This is a genomic window from Nonomuraea sp. K271 (assembly GCF_009908215.1).
In the GTDB taxonomy this organism is placed as follows: Bacteria; Actinomycetota; Actinomycetes; order Streptosporangiales; family Streptosporangiaceae; genus Nonomuraea; species Nonomuraea longispora.
The window spans coordinates 23,633-38,276 of sequence record NZ_JAAAHR010000044.1 but is presented as its reverse complement, the minus strand read 5'-3'; the positions used below and the strand labels follow the sequence as shown (position 1 = coordinate 38,276).

Here is a 14,644-nt window from a genome sequence, read left to right as displayed (position 1 = left end):
CCGGCCCTCACCCCTCCGAACCGTGTCGCTCCGCACGTGACAGTTGGCGCAGGCCGGGGGCTCGGGCGACCGAGCCGCGTTCGCGCAGCGTGGGTGCCTGCACGACGTGGCGCCGCCGGGTGCCGCCGTCGGCCGCCGCCGACATGAGCCGGACCGCGGCGATGACGATGCCGTCGATGCCCCAGTCGACCGTCGTCAGCCCCGGCGTGAGCAGGCCCGACATGGGATGGTTGTCGTAGCCCATGACCGACACGTCGCCCGGGATCGACAGGCCGAGCTTTTGGGCGGCCGCGTAGACCCCGTAGGCGATCGAGTCGGCGAAGCAGAAGACGGCGGTCGGGACCTTCTCCGACAGGACGTCGTGGGCCACCGCCGTCGCGTCGGCCAGACCGTGCGGCGAGGTGGCGACCTGGATGTCCAGGCCCAGCCGCTCGGCCTCGGCCATCACGAACACGTCGGCGGGACGGTCGGGCGTGCTGGCCCGGGTGGGGGTGAGCACGGCGATGCGGTGGTGGCCGAGGGCGCGCAGGTGCTCAAGGGCCAGGGTCACGCCGCGCCGGTTGTCGAAGACGACCTCTCCGGCCGTGCCCGCGATCGAGTCGCCGACCGCGATCACCGGCAGCGACTCGCACAACTCCGGCCAGAACGCCGCCGCCGGGTCGATCGGCTGCACGATCATTCCATCGACCCGCTGGTCACGGAGTTGCTGGGCCAGCGCCCGCTCTCTGACGGGATCGCCGAAGGCGTCGAGGATCAGCGCGTAACGGTCCTTCTCGCGCAGCCCTCTGCTGATGCCGACCGCCAGGGACTGCTGCCACAGGTCCTCCAGCGAGCCGCACAGCAGCCCGATCATGCCGGTGCGTCCGCTGGCCAGCGCCCTGGCGATGGGATCGGCCTCGTAGCCGAGCTCGGCCGCGGCGGCACGCACACGCTCCTTCGTCTCCTCCGACACCTGCAGGCCGCGCAGCGCGTAGGAGACGGCCGCGGGGGACAGGCCCGTCGCCTGCGCCACCTCGCGGATCGTCGCTCTCTTCCGAGGCATTAGGCCAGCCTATTGGTTGTCACCGACAGACGGTGATTTCCCGGCCCGGGCATGTTGGCTCCGCCGTGTCGAAGGTGCGGACGTACTTTTCAGCATCCATCCTGACGCGCCGCCTGTCGAGGTCCCGCGACCTTCGGGTGCTGTTGACAAGCTGGAGGTGAAACGGTTCACTGAACCGTATCAGTGAACCGTTTCACGTCCTCGGTGCACCTGCGTAGTGGCTTTGCATGTATTGTGAGTAGGAAATAGGGGAAGGAGTGACCCGTGAGCATCGACGTGCACCAGCACCTGTGGACCGGCGCGTTCGTCGACGCCCTGCGCGCCCGCACCTCCCCGCCCCGGCTCGACGGCTGGACGCTCCTCCTCGACGGCGAGCCGCCGTATGCCGTCGATCCCGTCGACCACGAGCACCGCGACACCACCGGCCTCGACCTGGCCCTCGTGTCGTTGTCGAGCCCGCTCGGCGTCGAGTTCCTGCCGCCCGAGGAGTCCTGGCCGCTGATCGACGCCCACCACGACGGCGCCCTGGCGCTCGGCGAGCCCTTCGGCGCGTGGGCGGCCACCTGCCACAGCGACGTCGACCCCGACCGCCTGGCCAAGGACCTCGCCCGGGGCTTCGCCGGGTTGCAGATCCCCGCGACGGCCGAGCCCGACGACCGGCTGCTGGAGGTGCTGACCGATCTCGACCTGCCGCTGTTCGTGCACCCGGGCCCTACCGCCCTCACCGAGGGCGCACCGCCGTGGTGGCCCGCGCTGGTGCCGTACGTGCAGCAGATGCACGCCGCCTGGCACCACTTCCACGCCGTCGTCAGGCCCCGCCACCCGAGGCTGCGCGTCTGCTTCGCCCTCCTGGCCGGGCTGGCGCCGCTGCACTCCGAGCGCCTCATCGCCAGGGGCGGCGGCGGGCGCGGCCTGGTCGACCCCGGCTTCTTCGTGGAGACCTCCTCCTACGGCCCGCGTGCGATCGACGCGATCGTCCGCGAGCTCGGCATCGACGTCGTCGTCAACGGCTCCGACGCGCCCTATGCCACCGCACCCGACCCCGGACTCGGCGCCGCCGCCGCGCACGCCATCCGGGTCGTCAACCCCCGTCGCCTACTCAGCAGAAAGGAGACTCGTACGTGAGCACCGAACAGATCCAGGACGGGGGCACCTGTGCCCGGCTCCCGGAGCGCACTCTCGACCGGCGTGAGCTCCGGGACCTGGTGAACGACCTGGCCGCCCGCCCGGAGGAGTGGCGCGGCCACGTCGACTTCCCCGCCGGCGGCGGCAGGCACTACGCCTCGCTCTACCGCGACGCGTACGTGGACGTCTGGCTGCTGTGCTGGCGCCCCGAGGACGACACGGGCTGGCACGACCACGACATCTCCTCGGGGGCGGTCCACGTGGTGCAGGGCGCGCTGCTGGAGTGCAACCCGCGCATCGGCGGCGAGCACCTGGAGACCGTGGTGACGGAGGGGCAGTCGTTCTCGTTCGGGCCCGACCACATCCACCGGCTCACCGGCGCGGTCGACGCCAGCGTGTCCATCCACGCCTACTCGCCGCCGCTGTGGCGGCTCGGCCAGTACTCCATCGAGTCGAGCGGCGTCATGCGCCGCGTCTCGGTGAGCTACGCCGACGAGCTCAGGCCGTTGGACGAGCCGGTCGGCCCTCTGGCCGGTTCTGTGGCCTGAGCACGCAGCAACTCCCGCACGGCTCCACGTCGGGCAGGGTGATCCACAGGCAGCAGGTCTTGCGGAAATAGCCGTCGTCGGCGGGCTCGATCAGCCCGTCGACCGGCGGGCCGATCTCCTTCAGCAACCGCATGTAGTCGCCTTCGACGATCGAGGTCAGCGGATGGACCACGGCCTCGGCGGTGGAGCCCCACAACGTTCGCTCGCCCACCTTGGCCAGGGAGCCGAGTGCCCTGACCAGCGGGGCCTGCGACTCGGCCAGCGCCTCACCGATCCCGCCCGCGCCCGAGCCCCAGCTCACGCGCGTGGCCGCGAGGGTCACCCCGGCGGCGGACACCTTGAAGAAGGTGTCGGGCAGCCGCATGAGCGGCACCTTCCCGTCCAGCGCCCACCCGAGCACCATCGGCAGGGTGTGCCAGTAGCCGTAGGTCTTCCAGAACAGCGCCGCGCCGACGTGCCGCGGCGCGTTCCAGCGCGCCGCCGTCTCGTCGGCCAGCTCCGCGAGCAAGGTGTACGGCTCCCGCACCAGCTCGGCGGCCGGTGTCCAGCTCTCGTCCGGCTCGATGACGAGACCGGGCTCCACTCCGAGGATCCCGCCACGCGCGTCGGCCACCCGCTGGAGCGCCTCGGTCAGCACCGTGAACCCCCGCACATCTCAGGTAAGGCTTACCTGCCCAACGTAGCAGGGCGCCCGGCGCGCCATCCCGTCACGGTCTGGACGGCGATCACAACGAGACCCGCCGTCAACGGCGCCGACCATCCGCCCGAGACCTCTCTGAGCAGCCCGAACAGCACCGGCCCCAGCGCCGCGACACCGTAGCCGACCGACTGGGCCACCGCCGACAGCGCGGTCACCGTGGCCGAGTTCGCCGGCCGCAACGCGATGATCAGCAGCGACAGCGCGAACGTGGCCCCCTGGCCGACGCCGAGCACGATCATCCACACCCACGGCAGCGTCGTCGGAGCCAGCAGCATCCCCAGGTAGCCGAGCGCCGTCAGCACGCAGGCGCCCACCACGTACGGCACCTGCGAGGGCTGCCGCCCGGCCAGCAAGGGAACCGCGAGCGAGGTGCCCACCTGGACCAGGTTCGTCAGGCTGAGCAGGTAGCCGGCCTGCTCGGCGGGCAGGCCGGCCTCGATGAAGATGGTCGGCAGCCAGGCCAGCATGACGTAGAAGGTGAGCGACTGCAGCCCCATCAGCCCGGTGACGTACCAGGTCACGGGGCTGCGCAGCACCGCGCCGATCGGACGGGGGCCGTTCTGCCCCCCGGGTCGCCCGCGCCGCGCCTGCGGGAGCCAGAGCAGGGCCGCGAGCAGCGCGGGCACCGCCAGCAGGACCGAGACGCCGCGCCAGCCGTACCCGGTGAGGTGTTCGAGCGGGATCACCAGCGCCGAGGAGGTGGCCGCGCCGGCGACGACGGCGGAGACGTAGATGCCGGTCATGAGGTTGATCCGGGAGGGAAAGTGCTGTTTGACGACGCCGGGCATGGCGACGTTCATGACGGCGATCGCGGTGGCCGCGAGGGCCGAGCCGAGGTAGAGCACCAATGCGCCGTCGAGACCGCGCAGCGAGACTCCGGCCGCGATCACGAGCAGGCCGGCGAGGAGCGTGCGGTCGAGCCCGACGCGCCGGGCGAGCAGCGGCGCCACCGCCCCGAAGACGCCCAGGCAGACCATCATGACCGTGGTGATCGCGCCGCCGCCCGCCGGCGAGAGACCGACGTCGTCCATGATCTCGTCGAGGAGGGGTGAGATGCCCGCGATCGCCGGCCGGAGGTTGAGAGCGGCCAGCACGAATCCCGCGACGAGCGCCACAGAACGCAACGACATAGGGGACCACTCTGGCATAACCGGTTGACAACGTTGTCGGACCCCTCGTCGGTAAGACATGATCCTGGCGTGAGACCGACGATGAAGGACGTCGCCTCGGCGGCGGGCGTGGCGCTCAAGACCGTCTCGCGCGTCGTGAACGGCGAGCCCGGCGTGCACCCGGCAACGGCCGAGCGGGTGCGGGCGGCCATCCACCGGCTGGGTTACAGCCGCAACGAGAGCGCGAGGGTGCTGCGCAGAGGCAGGACCGCGACGATCGGGCTCGTCATCGAGGACGTCGCGGACCCGTTCTACTCCGGCCTGAGCAGGGCCGTCGAAGAGGTCGTCATCGACCACGGCTGCCTGCTGCTGAGCGGGTCGTCGGGCGAGCAGCCCGGCAGGGAGCGGGAGCTGGTCGAGACGTTCTGCGCGCGCCGGGTCGACGGGCTGATCGTGGTGCCCGCCGGCGAGGACCACACCTACCTGCGCAGCGAGCTGGAGGCCGGGACGCCCGTGGTGTTCGCCGACCGGCCGCCGGGGGCGGGACTCGACGTCGACACCGTGCTGGCCGACAACGTGAGCGGCGCCGGTCAGGCGGTACGCCACCTCCTCGGCCACGGCCACAGCCGGATCGCGTTCCTCGGCGACGACCCGGCCATCTTCACGGCGGCCCAGCGCCTCCAGGGTTACCGCGCCGCCCTCGGCGGCCTCTACGACGAGCGCCTGGTGTCGATGCGGCCCCCGTCGCTGGAGGCGGTGCGCGCCGACCTGGCCGGCATGCTGGCCCTCGACGAGCCGCCGACGGCGGTGTTCGCCGGCAACGGCCGCTACACCGTGACCGTGCTGAGGGCCCTCGCGGGGCGGCGGCTGGCGCTGGTCGGGTTCGACGACTTCGAGCTGGCCGACCTGCTGCAGCCCGGGGTGACGGTGGTGGCGCAGGACCCGTCGTGGATGGGCCGGGTGGCGGCCGAGCTGCTGTTCCGCCGCCTACGCGGTGACGTGGGCCCATCGGAGCACATCGAGCTTCCCGTCCGCCTCATCCCCCGCGGCTCGGGCGAGATCGCCGCCCACCCCTGACCACGGGCGGGTTGCGGCGACCGCGGGCCCGCGCTCATCGACCGCCCCGGCCGCTTCCCGGATCGCGAGGACGGGCCGGCTGATCGTGAATGAGCTCGGCTCGGGGCGCGAGCAGCCTGCACAACGAATGGACGGCTCGGCGGTCCGGGCCACCGCGACAGGTCGCTCATGACGGCGCGGGCGCGCTGGACCTCGGAACCTCCGCAACGGGACCAGCGTTTCCCGGAGCGATGCCGCCACTGACGTATAGTCGTGGCGCATCAGTTCTGCAAAAGTGTTCACAGACCTCATTCAGGAGCGCGCGCATGAATGCCGCCGACGTCGCACCCGAGGCGCAGACCCGATTCCCCCATGAGCTGATGTACGCGGCGGCGCAGCAGTACTACATGGAGGACGCCACGCAGGGCGACATCGCGAAACGGCTGGGCGTCAGCCGGGCGACCGTCAGCCGATTGCTCACCGAGGCCCGCAGGCAGGGCATCGTCGAGATCAAGGTGCACCGCCCGGCCTCGATGGAGGACGGCCCGCTGGCCGCCGAGGTGGCGCGGGCGCTCGACCTGGAGCGGGTCTTCATCGTGCCCAAGGCCAGTGGCCCCGCGCTGGGCCCGTGGCTGGCCCCCGGCGTGACCCGTGCGCTGGCGGGGGTGGGGCTGGAGTCGGGCGACGTCGTGCTCGTCTCGTCGGGCACCACGGTGTACGAGTGTGCCCGCGAAGGGCTCGGGCACTATCCGGGCGTCACGATCGCGCCGGCCGTGGGCGGCCAGGAGGAGCCGCAGCCCTGGTTCCAGACCAACGAGACCACCCGCATCCTGGCCGAACGGGTCGGCGGCGTGCCCGCCTACCTCTACGCGCCCGCCCTCCCCGGCCCCGAACTGTTCTACTCGCTGCAGCACGAGCCGTCCGTACGCCGGGTCATGGACCTGTGGGCGCACGCCAGGTGCGCCCTCGTGGGCGTCGGCTCGGCGCCGCTGATGCGGCAGATGACGCCCGCCCTCATGCCTCGCGACGCCGAGGCCCTGCGCCAGGCGGTGGGCGACGTGTGCATGCGCGTCTACGACCGCGAGGGCGCCCCGCTGAGTTATCCGGGCAGCGAGCGCCTGGTCGCCACGCGACTGGAGGAGCTGCGCCGCATCCCGGCGACGATCGCCGTCGCCGTCGGCGCGGAGAAGGTGCTCTCGATCATCGCGGGCGCCAGGGGCGGCTACTTCAACCGGCTCGTCACGGACGCCCCGACGGCGGAGGGGATCGTGGCCGCTGCGCGCCAGCTCTGAACATCTTTGCTGGACAAAGTTTCTGAACGCGCGCTAACGTGAGCCGCACCACAGGATGTGCCCCGTGTGAGGGGCTATCTCCATGTCTCGGGGGCAGCGAGCTTTTGGATCCGTCCGCGAGGACGTAGCGAGTGAGGAACGAACCCGTGAACAGAGCTCAGATGCGGACCACCGCGTTCGCCGTTGCGGCAGTGCTCGCAAGCTCGGTGCTGGCCGCGTGCGGCTCAGACTCCGGCTCGTCCGGCGGGGAAACCGGCGCAGGCGGCGACGTCCAGAACGCCAAGGTCGCCTTCCTCATGCCCGACCTCGCCTCGACCCGCTACGAACTGCAGGACAAGCCGCTGTTCGAGGCCACGATGAAGCAGCTGTGCCCGAGCTGCCAGGTCATCTACCAGAACGCCGACTCCGACGCCGCCAAGCAGCAGCAACAGGCCAACTCCGCGCTCGCCCAGGGCGTCAAGGCGATCGTCATCGACCCGGTCGACTCCGCCGCTGCGGCCACCATCGTCAAGTCGGCCCAGTCGCAGCAGGTGCCGATCATCGCCTACGACCGGCCGATCCCGGCCACGCCGGCCGACTACTATATCTCGTTCGACAACGAGAAGATCGGCTCGATGATCGCCCAGTCCCTCGTCGACCATCTCAAGGAGGAGAAGGCCGAGGGCGGCATCCTCCAGGTCAACGGCTCCCCCACGGACGCCGCGGCGGGCCTGATCAAGAAGGGCATCCACAGCGCCGTCGACCCGAGCGGCTTCAAGCTGCTGGCCGAGTTCGACACCCCCGACTGGCAGCCTGAGAAGGCACAGACCTGGGTGAGCGGCCAGATCACGCAGTTCAAAGGCCGGATCGCCGGCGTGGTCGCGGCCAACGACGGCACCGGCGGCGGCGCCATCGCCGCGTTCAAGGCGGCCGGCGTGGACGTGCCGCCGGTCACCGGCAACGACGCCGAGCCCGCCGCCGCCCAGCGCGTCATCGCGGGCGACCAGTACAACACGATCTCCAAGCCCATCAAGATCGTCGCCGAGGCCGCGGCGAACGTGGCGTGGGGCTTCATGCAGGGCCAGAAGCCCGCGGGCAAGACCACGCTGTACGACACGCCGTCCGAGTTGTTCGTCCCCACGGTGGTCACCAGGGACAACATCAAGGAGGTGCTCTTCGACAGCGGCATCATGAAAGCCGCCGACATATGCACGGGCGCGTACGCCAAGGGCTGCGACGAACTCGGCATCAAGTAGGAGCACCGATGACCGTCCTGTCGCTGCGCGGGATCAGCAAGACCTTCGGCGCCGTCGCCGCGCTCACCGACATCCGGCTCGACGTCGCCGCGGGCGAGGTCGTCGCCATCGTGGGGGACAACGGCGCGGGCAAGTCGACCCTGGTCAAGATCCTTGCGGGCGTGCACGCGCCCGACTCGGGCCGGATCACCTTCGAGGGCCGCGACGTCGCGATCCCCACGCCTGCCGCCGCGCACAAGCTCGGCATCGCCACCGTCTTCCAGGACCTGGCGCTCTGCGAGAACCTCAACGTCATCCAGAATCTGTTCCTCGGCCAGGAGATCCGCCCGTTGCGGCTGGACGACGTGGCCATGGAGACCCGCTCGTGGGAGCTGCTGCGCCAGCTCTCCGCGAAGATCCCCAGCGTACGGGTGCCGGTCGCGGCCCTGTCGGGCGGCCAGCGGCAGACGGTGGCCATCGCCAGGTCCCTGCTCGGCGATCCCAAGGTGATCATCCTCGACGAGCCCACGGCCGCGCTGGGCGTGGCGCAGACGGCCGAGGTGCTCAACCTGGTCGAGCGGCTGCGCGAGAACGGCCTGGGCGTCATCATGATCAGCCACAACATGGCGGACGTGAAGGCCGTCGCCGACACCGTGGTGGTGCTGCGGCTCGGCCGCAACAACGGAGTCTTCGACGTGGCCGAGGTCTCCACCGAGGACATCATCGCCGCCATCACCGGCGCCACCGACAACGCGGTCTCCAGGAGAGCGGACAAGGGAGTGCCGTCATGACCGTCACCACGGACCGGCAGGACGAGCGCCTGCAGCATCGTGCCGGGCTGAGCGGCGCGGTCACCGACGTGATCGAGCGGGCGCGCGGCGGCGACCTGGGCGTCATCCCGGTCGTGGTCGGGCTCGTGGTCATCTGGACGGTGCTGCAGGTCCTCAACCCGATCTTCCTGTCCAGCGCGAACCTGGTGAACCTGACGCTGGAGTCCGCCGCCGTCGGCATCATCGCGCTCGGCGTCGTGTGCGTGCTGCTGGTGGGGCAGATCGACCTGTCCGTCGGGTCGGTCAGCGGGCTCTCCGGGGCGGTGCTCGCGGTGTTGTTCGTGAGCGAGGGGCTGCCGGTCTGGCTGGCGATCGCGGCCTCGGTGCTCATGGGCGCGGTGATCGGCTGGCTGTACGGGCAGTTGTTCAACCGGTTCGGCGTGCCGAGCTTCGTGATCACTCTGGCCGGGCTGCTCGGCTTCCTCGGCCTGCAGCTGTACGTGCTGGGCGCCAAGGGGTCGATCAACCTGCCGTTCGACTCGGGGCTGGTGAACTTCGCCCAGCTCGACTTCGTACCGGCCTGGTTGTCGTACACGTTCGCGGTGGTCGCGGCCGTGTGGTTGTTCGCCGGCGGATTCCTGCACGCCCGTCAGCGGCGCAGGGCCGGGCTGTCGGCGAGGAGCGTCACCGCGCTGGCCGTCAGGAGCGCGGCGCTGCTCGCGGTGCTGGCGTTCGTGGTCTGGTATCTCGGCCAGACCCGCGGCGTCGGCTGGATGTTCGTCTTCTTCGTGGGGCTGGTGCTGATCATGCACTACCTGTTGTCGCGGACGAAGTGGGGCAGAGCCGTCTACGCGGTCGGTGGCAACGTCGAGGCCGCGCGCCGGGCGGGCATCAACGTCCGGGCCGTCTACACCTCCGTGTTCGTGCTCTGTTCGGCGTTCGCCGCGGTCGGCGGCATCCTGGCCGCGGCCAGGCTCGCGGCGGCCAACCAGAGCAGCGGCGGCGGCGACGTCAACCTCAACGCCATCGCGGCGGCCGTGATCGGCGGGACGAGCCTGTTCGGCGGGCGCGGCACGGCGTTCGGAGCGCTGCTCGGCGTCATCGTCATCCAGTCCATCTCCAGCGGGCTCACGCTGCTCAACCTGGACTCCTCGATCCGGTTCGTGGTCACCGGAGTCGTGCTGCTGCTCGCGGTGGTCGTCGACTCGGTCTCGCGCCGGTCGAGGACCTCACACGGCAGGGCCTGATGGCGATCATCTGCGTGGACGCGGGAACCACGGTCATCAAGGCGGTCGGCTACGACTCCTCGGGGGCGGAGTCGTACGTCGCCCGCCGGGAGACCACGGTCTCCCGGCCGGCGCCCGGCCACGCCGAGCAGGACATGGACGCTGTCTGGGCGGCGGTCGCCGCCACGGTCCGCGAGGTCGCGACCCGGATGGAGGACGCGGGCACGGTCGACTTCGTGGCGGTGACGGCGCAGGGCGACGGCTGCTGGCTGGTCGACGCGGGCGGCGAGCCGACCGGGCCGGCCATCCTCTGGAACGACGCCAGGGCCGCCGCCACGGTCGACGCCTGGACCCGTTCCGGGCTCGCGGCGGCGGCCTTCCGGCTGAACGGCTCCTCAGCCGCGTCCGGACTGCCGCACGCCATCCTGACCTGGCTGCGCGCGAACGACCCCGACCGGCTCGACCGGTCGCACGCCAACCTGACGTGCGGCGGCTGGATCTTCTCCCGGATGACGGGGCGGCTGGTGGCCGACGAGTCCGACGCCTCCGCGCCGTTCATGGACCTGCGGGCGCGGGCGTACTCGGCGGAGCTGCTCGCCATGTTCGACCTGGAGTGGGCCGGACGGCTGCTGCCCGAGGTCCGTTCCTGTCCCGTCGCCGACCTGTCGGCGGACGCCGCCGCGACGCTCGGCCTGCCCGCGGGGACGCCGGTCGTGATGGCCCCCTACGACATCGCCTCGACGGCCCTGGGCGCGGGCGCGGTCTCGCCCGGTCAGGCGTGCGGCATCCTCGGCACCACTCTGTGCACCGAGGTCATCGTCGGCTCCCCCGATCTCGACGGCGACCCGACCGGCATCACGATCGCGCTGCCCGGCGGCTACCTGCGGGCCTTCCCCACGTTCGCCGGCACGGAGGTCGTGCAGTGGACGTGCCGCCTGCTGGGCCTGGACGGCCCGGCCGAGTTGGGCGAGCTGGCCCTGCAGAGCCCGCCGGGCGCGGGCGGCCTGGCGTTCCTGCCCTACCTGTCGCCCGCCGGCGAGCGGGCGCCCTTCTCCGACCCGCTGGCCAGGGGCGCGCTGCACGGCATGTCGTTCGAGCACGGGCGGGAGCACGTCGCCAGGGCCGTGCTCGAAGGGCTCACGATGGTCATCCGGGACTGCCTGGCCGCCACCGGCGCCGCGCCGACGGAGCTGCGCGCGAGCGGAGGCGGCTCGGCCAGCGCCACCTGGCTCGCGATGATCGCCGACGTCACCGGGCTGCCCGTGCGCCGCCCGGCCGACGCCGAGGTGGGCGCGCGGGGGGCGTACCTGGTGGGGCTGGCCGCCACGGGCGCCGCGCCGTCCGTCGCCGCCGCCGCCGAGCACGTACGCCTGCGCGACGCCGTCGAGCCCGACCCCGGGCGCGAGGCCCGCTACGCCCGGCTCTTCGACGACTTCCTGACCCTGCGGGGCGCCGACGCAGGCACCTGGCCGCTGCTCGCCGACATGAGGGGCCGTGCATGAGCGTGTGGATCGGCGTCGACCTCGGAACGCAGAGCGTCCGGGCGATGGCCGTCACCGGCGGCGGCGACGTGCTCGGCGTCGCCGCGCGCCCGCTGGACAGCCACCGCGACGGCCCCCGCCACGAGCAGGACCCCGAGCAGTGGTGGCAGGCGCTGGCGGGCGCCACCCGGGAGGCGCTGCGCGACGTGCCTCCGGAGCGGGTGGCGGGCGTGGCGGTGGACGCCACGTCGGGAACGATCCTGCTCACCGACGCTCGGGGCGGGGCGCTGACGCCCGCGCTGATGTACGACGACCGGCGGGCCGCCGACGAGGTCGGCCGGGTCAACGAGGTGGGCGGGCACGTGTGGGAGCGGCTCGGCTACCGGCGCATGCAGCCCAACTGGGCGCTGCCGAAGCTGCTGTGGCTGCTGCGCGACGCGCCGCCGGGCGCCAGGCCCGCGCACCAGAGCGACTTCGTCAACCGGCGGCTCACCGGCCACGACGTGGCCACCGACCTGAGCAACGCGCTGAAGACCGGCGTCGACCTGATCGAGGAACGCTGGCCGGCAGAGGTGCTCGACGCGCTGGGGGTGCCGGCGGGCCTCCTGCCCGAGGTCGTACGGCCGGGCACCCGGCTGGGCGTGGTGTGCCCGCAGGCCGCCGAGCAGACCGGCATCCCGGCCGGCACGCCGGTGGTCGCGGGCACCACCGACGGCTGCGCGGCCCAGCTCGGCGCGGGGGCGCAGCGAGCCGGCAGCTGGAACTCCGTGCTGGGCACCACGCTGGTGCTGAAGGGCGTGACGCGGGAGCTGATCCACGACCCGCTCGGCGTCGTCTACTCGCACCGCGCGCCGGACGGCTCGTGGTTGCCGGGCGGCGCGTCGAGCACGGGAGCGGGCGTGCTGACCCGCGACCTTCCCGGCCGCGACCTCGACGCGCTCAGCGCCCAGGCCGCCGCCGGATTCGGTACGCGGTCGCCGGGCGCGGTCACCTACCCGCTGGTCTCGCGGGGGGAACGTTTCCCGTTCGCCGCGCCCGACGCCGAGTCCTTCACGCTCGGCGACCCGGCCGACGACGTGGAGCGCTACGCGGCGATCCTGCTCGGCGCGGCCTTCGTCGAACGGCTCTCCTTCGACTACCTCGACCTGCTCGGCGCCCCCGTCGACGGCGAGATCATCCTGACCGGCGGCGCCACCAGGAGCGCGTACTGGACGCGGCTCAGGGCCGACGTCCTCGGCCGCCCTGTGACGTTGCGGGAGAACGCCGAGCCCGCGTTCGGCATGGCCGTGCTCGCGGCCTGCAGCGCTGGTGGGGAGCTCGCCGGGATGATCAGCACGCGGGCCGTGGTGGAGCCGTCAGGAGCCGATTTGCGCGAGCCGTACCTGCGTTTCGTCGGCGAGCTGGAACGCCGCGGCTGGCTCGGCGCGGCCGCCGCACGACACGCCCGCGAAAGGACCGCCCGATGACCGACCTCGTCCTCGTACGCCATGGCGAGACCGTCTGGCACGCCGAGAACCGCTACGCGGGGCTCACCGACGTCGAGCTGACCCCCCGCGGCCACGAGCAGGCCGCCCGGCTCGCCAAATGGGCCGCGAACGCGGGCCTGGAAGGGGTGTGGGCCTCCACGTTGAGCCGGTCCCGCATCACCGCCGAGGCCAGCGCCGCCGAGGCGAAGGTGGCGCTGCGCGTGGACGCCAGGCTGCGCGAGCTGGACTTCGGCGAGGGCGAGGGGCTGACGTCGGCGGAGATGGCGGCCCGCTTCCCGCAGGCCCGCGCCGCGTTCGAGGCCGACCCCGCCGAGCATCGGCTGCCGGGCGGCGAGGACCCGCGCGAGGCCGCGGAACGGTTCGTCGCCGCGCTGCACGACATCGCCGCCGCCCACCAGGGCGGGCGCGTGCTGGTGGTCGCGCACACCACCGCGCTCAGGCTCGCCCTGTGCCACCTCATCGGGGTGCCGCTCGGCGAGTACCGGCGGCTGTTCCCCCGTCTGGACAACTGCGCGCTGACCGAGCTGCGGCTGAACGCGGGACGGCCGGCGCTGCTGCAGTACAACTCCCCGATTGGAGCCGTTCGTTGACCATCCGAGTCCTTGCCGCGGGCGACCACTTCGTCCAGAACCGCCTGCTCATCGACGCGCTCAGACGCGAGGTCCCCGGCGAGGTGGACGTCCGCGAGCTGACGCTGCCGTGGCCGGTGGAGCCGTTCGGCCGGGTGAGCGAGGTCGACGAGGCCTCCGACGTGGAGGACGCGCTGATCGAGGCGCTGCGCGGGGTCGAGGTCTGCGTGACCCAGATGGCCCCGCTGACCAAGCGCGTGCTGGACGCCTCGCCCGACCTGCGGCTGTTCTGCGTGAGCAGGGGTGGCCCGGTGAACGCCAATCTGGAGGCGGCCGCGCGGGCGGGGGTGGCCGTGACGTACGCGCCGGGCCGCAACGCGGTGGCGACCGCCGAGCACACGCTCGCCATGCTGCTCGCCGCCACCCGCAGGGTCCCGCAGACGCACGCCGACCTGGCCGGTGGCGTGTGGCGGGGCGACTACTACACCTACGACAGCGTGGGCCCGGAGCTGGAGGGCAGCACGGCCGGCCTGATCGGGTACGGCGCCGTCGGCAGCCGCGTGGCCCGCATGCTCGCGGGCTTCGGCGCGGAGGTCCTGGTCCACGACCCCTACGTGGACGTGCCGGGCAAGGTGAAGCTTCCCGAGCTGCTAGAACGCTCCCGTTTCGTCTCGCTGCACGCCCGCGCCACCCCCGAGACCACCGGCATGGTGGGCGCGGCCGAGATCGCCGCCATGCCGGAGGGCTCGGTCCTGGTGAACTGCGCGCGCGGCGCGCTGCTCGACTACGACGCGCTGTGCGACGCGCTGGAGTCGGGGCACCTGTTCGGGGCCGCCGTGGACGTCTTCCCCGAGGAGCCGATCCCGCCGGGCTCGCGCCTGCTCACGGCGCCGAACCTGGTGATGACCCCGCACCTGGCCGGCGCCAGCAAGGAGACGGCGAGGAACGCGGCCTCGATCGTGGCCGCGGACGTGGCCCGCTACGTGCGCGGCGAGCCACTGGCCCACCGCGCCACTCCTTGACGG

Annotated in this window: 14 protein-coding genes; 11 read left to right on the top strand and 3 right to left on the bottom strand. The window is 72.3% G+C overall.

The features are described from left to right. Nucleotides 1–7 precede the first annotated feature (7 nt). The gene (locus GUY59_RS17575; protein WP_138208273.1) at nucleotides 8–1,042 is read right to left on the bottom strand and encodes a LacI family DNA-binding transcriptional regulator; all 1,035 of its coding nucleotides are present in this window, start codon (nucleotides 1,040–1,042) and stop codon (nucleotides 8–10) included. Between the two features lie 264 nt (nucleotides 1,043–1,306). On the opposite strand from GUY59_RS17575, the gene GUY59_RS17570 reads away from it, so the two are divergent. Together GUY59_RS17570 and GUY59_RS17565 are read left to right on the top strand one after the other, a co-directional pair. Next, nucleotides 1,307–2,167, top strand: coding sequence for an amidohydrolase family protein (locus tag GUY59_RS17570; protein ID WP_138208274.1), 861 nt, complete (start codon nucleotides 1,307–1,309; stop codon nucleotides 2,165–2,167). Beyond that, on the top strand, nucleotides 2,164–2,715 hold the full coding sequence (locus GUY59_RS17565; RefSeq protein WP_138208275.1) for a cysteine dioxygenase: 552 nt from the start codon (nucleotides 2,164–2,166) through the stop codon (nucleotides 2,713–2,715). The genes GUY59_RS17570 and GUY59_RS17565 overlap by 4 nt, the downstream gene beginning before the upstream one ends. Here the strand turns inward: GUY59_RS17565 and GUY59_RS17560 are convergent. Continuing rightward, nucleotides 2,666–3,367, bottom strand: a complete 702-nt coding sequence (locus GUY59_RS17560; protein WP_138208276.1) for a hypothetical protein — start codon at nucleotides 3,365–3,367, stop codon at nucleotides 2,666–2,668. The two genes, GUY59_RS17565 and GUY59_RS17560, sit on opposite strands and share 50 nt — an antisense overlap. A 14-nt stretch (nucleotides 3,368–3,381) precedes the next feature. Continuing rightward, nucleotides 3,382–4,545: a CynX/NimT family MFS transporter gene (locus GUY59_RS17555; protein ID WP_171055613.1), complete on the bottom strand. Its 1,164-nt coding sequence runs from the start codon at nucleotides 4,543–4,545 to the stop codon at nucleotides 3,382–3,384. Between the two features lie 69 nt (nucleotides 4,546–4,614). Here GUY59_RS17555 and GUY59_RS17550 point away from each other — a divergent pair, with 69 nt between their 5' ends. The 9 genes from GUY59_RS17550 to GUY59_RS17510 all read left to right on the top strand — a co-directional run bounded on the left by GUY59_RS17550 (nucleotide 4,615) and on the right by GUY59_RS17510 (nucleotide 14,641). Next, the gene (locus GUY59_RS17550) at nucleotides 4,615–5,601 is read left to right on the top strand and encodes a LacI family DNA-binding transcriptional regulator (protein ID WP_442938989.1); all 987 of its coding nucleotides are present in this window, start codon (nucleotides 4,615–4,617) and stop codon (nucleotides 5,599–5,601) included. A gap of 305 nt (nucleotides 5,602–5,906) precedes the next feature. Further along, nucleotides 5,907–6,872 carry a sugar-binding transcriptional regulator gene (locus tag GUY59_RS17545; RefSeq protein WP_161714584.1) on the top strand — a complete coding sequence of 322 codons (966 nt, stop codon included), beginning with the start codon at nucleotides 5,907–5,909 and terminating at the stop codon, nucleotides 6,870–6,872. A 146-nt stretch (nucleotides 6,873–7,018) separates the two neighbouring features. Continuing rightward, the gene (locus GUY59_RS17540) at nucleotides 7,019–8,107 is read left to right on the top strand and encodes an ABC transporter substrate-binding protein (protein WP_201760990.1); all 1,089 of its coding nucleotides are present in this window, start codon (nucleotides 7,019–7,021) and stop codon (nucleotides 8,105–8,107) included. Nucleotides 8,108–8,115: 8 nt separating this feature from the next. Further along, entirely contained in the window at nucleotides 8,116–8,877 is a 762-nt protein-coding gene (locus GUY59_RS17535; RefSeq protein ID WP_132334512.1) for an ATP-binding cassette domain-containing protein, read from the top strand. Beyond that, entirely contained in the window at nucleotides 8,874–10,103 is a 1,230-nt protein-coding gene (locus GUY59_RS17530; RefSeq protein WP_138203292.1) for a sugar ABC transporter permease, read from the top strand. The genes GUY59_RS17535 and GUY59_RS17530 overlap by 4 nt, the downstream gene beginning before the upstream one ends. Beyond that, nucleotides 10,103–11,584 (top strand): FGGY-family carbohydrate kinase, encoded by a 1,482-nt coding sequence (locus GUY59_RS17525; protein ID WP_138203290.1) that lies wholly within the window; start codon nucleotides 10,103–10,105, stop codon nucleotides 11,582–11,584. Before GUY59_RS17530 ends, GUY59_RS17525 begins: the two co-directional genes overlap by 1 nt. Continuing rightward, a complete protein-coding gene (locus tag GUY59_RS17520) occupies nucleotides 11,581–13,029 on the top strand; it encodes an FGGY-family carbohydrate kinase (RefSeq protein ID WP_138203288.1) in 1,449 nt (482 codons plus the stop codon). Before GUY59_RS17525 ends, GUY59_RS17520 begins: the two co-directional genes overlap by 4 nt. Then, entirely contained in the window at nucleotides 13,026–13,640 is a 615-nt protein-coding gene (locus GUY59_RS17515; protein WP_138203286.1) for a histidine phosphatase family protein, read from the top strand. The genes GUY59_RS17520 and GUY59_RS17515 overlap by 4 nt, the downstream gene beginning before the upstream one ends. After that, complete coding sequence (locus GUY59_RS17510) at nucleotides 13,637–14,641, top strand: 2-hydroxyacid dehydrogenase (RefSeq protein ID WP_138203284.1); 1,005 nt, start codon at nucleotides 13,637–13,639, stop codon at nucleotides 14,639–14,641. Before GUY59_RS17515 ends, GUY59_RS17510 begins: the two co-directional genes overlap by 4 nt. The last annotated feature ends 3 nt before the right edge of the window (nucleotides 14,642–14,644 follow it).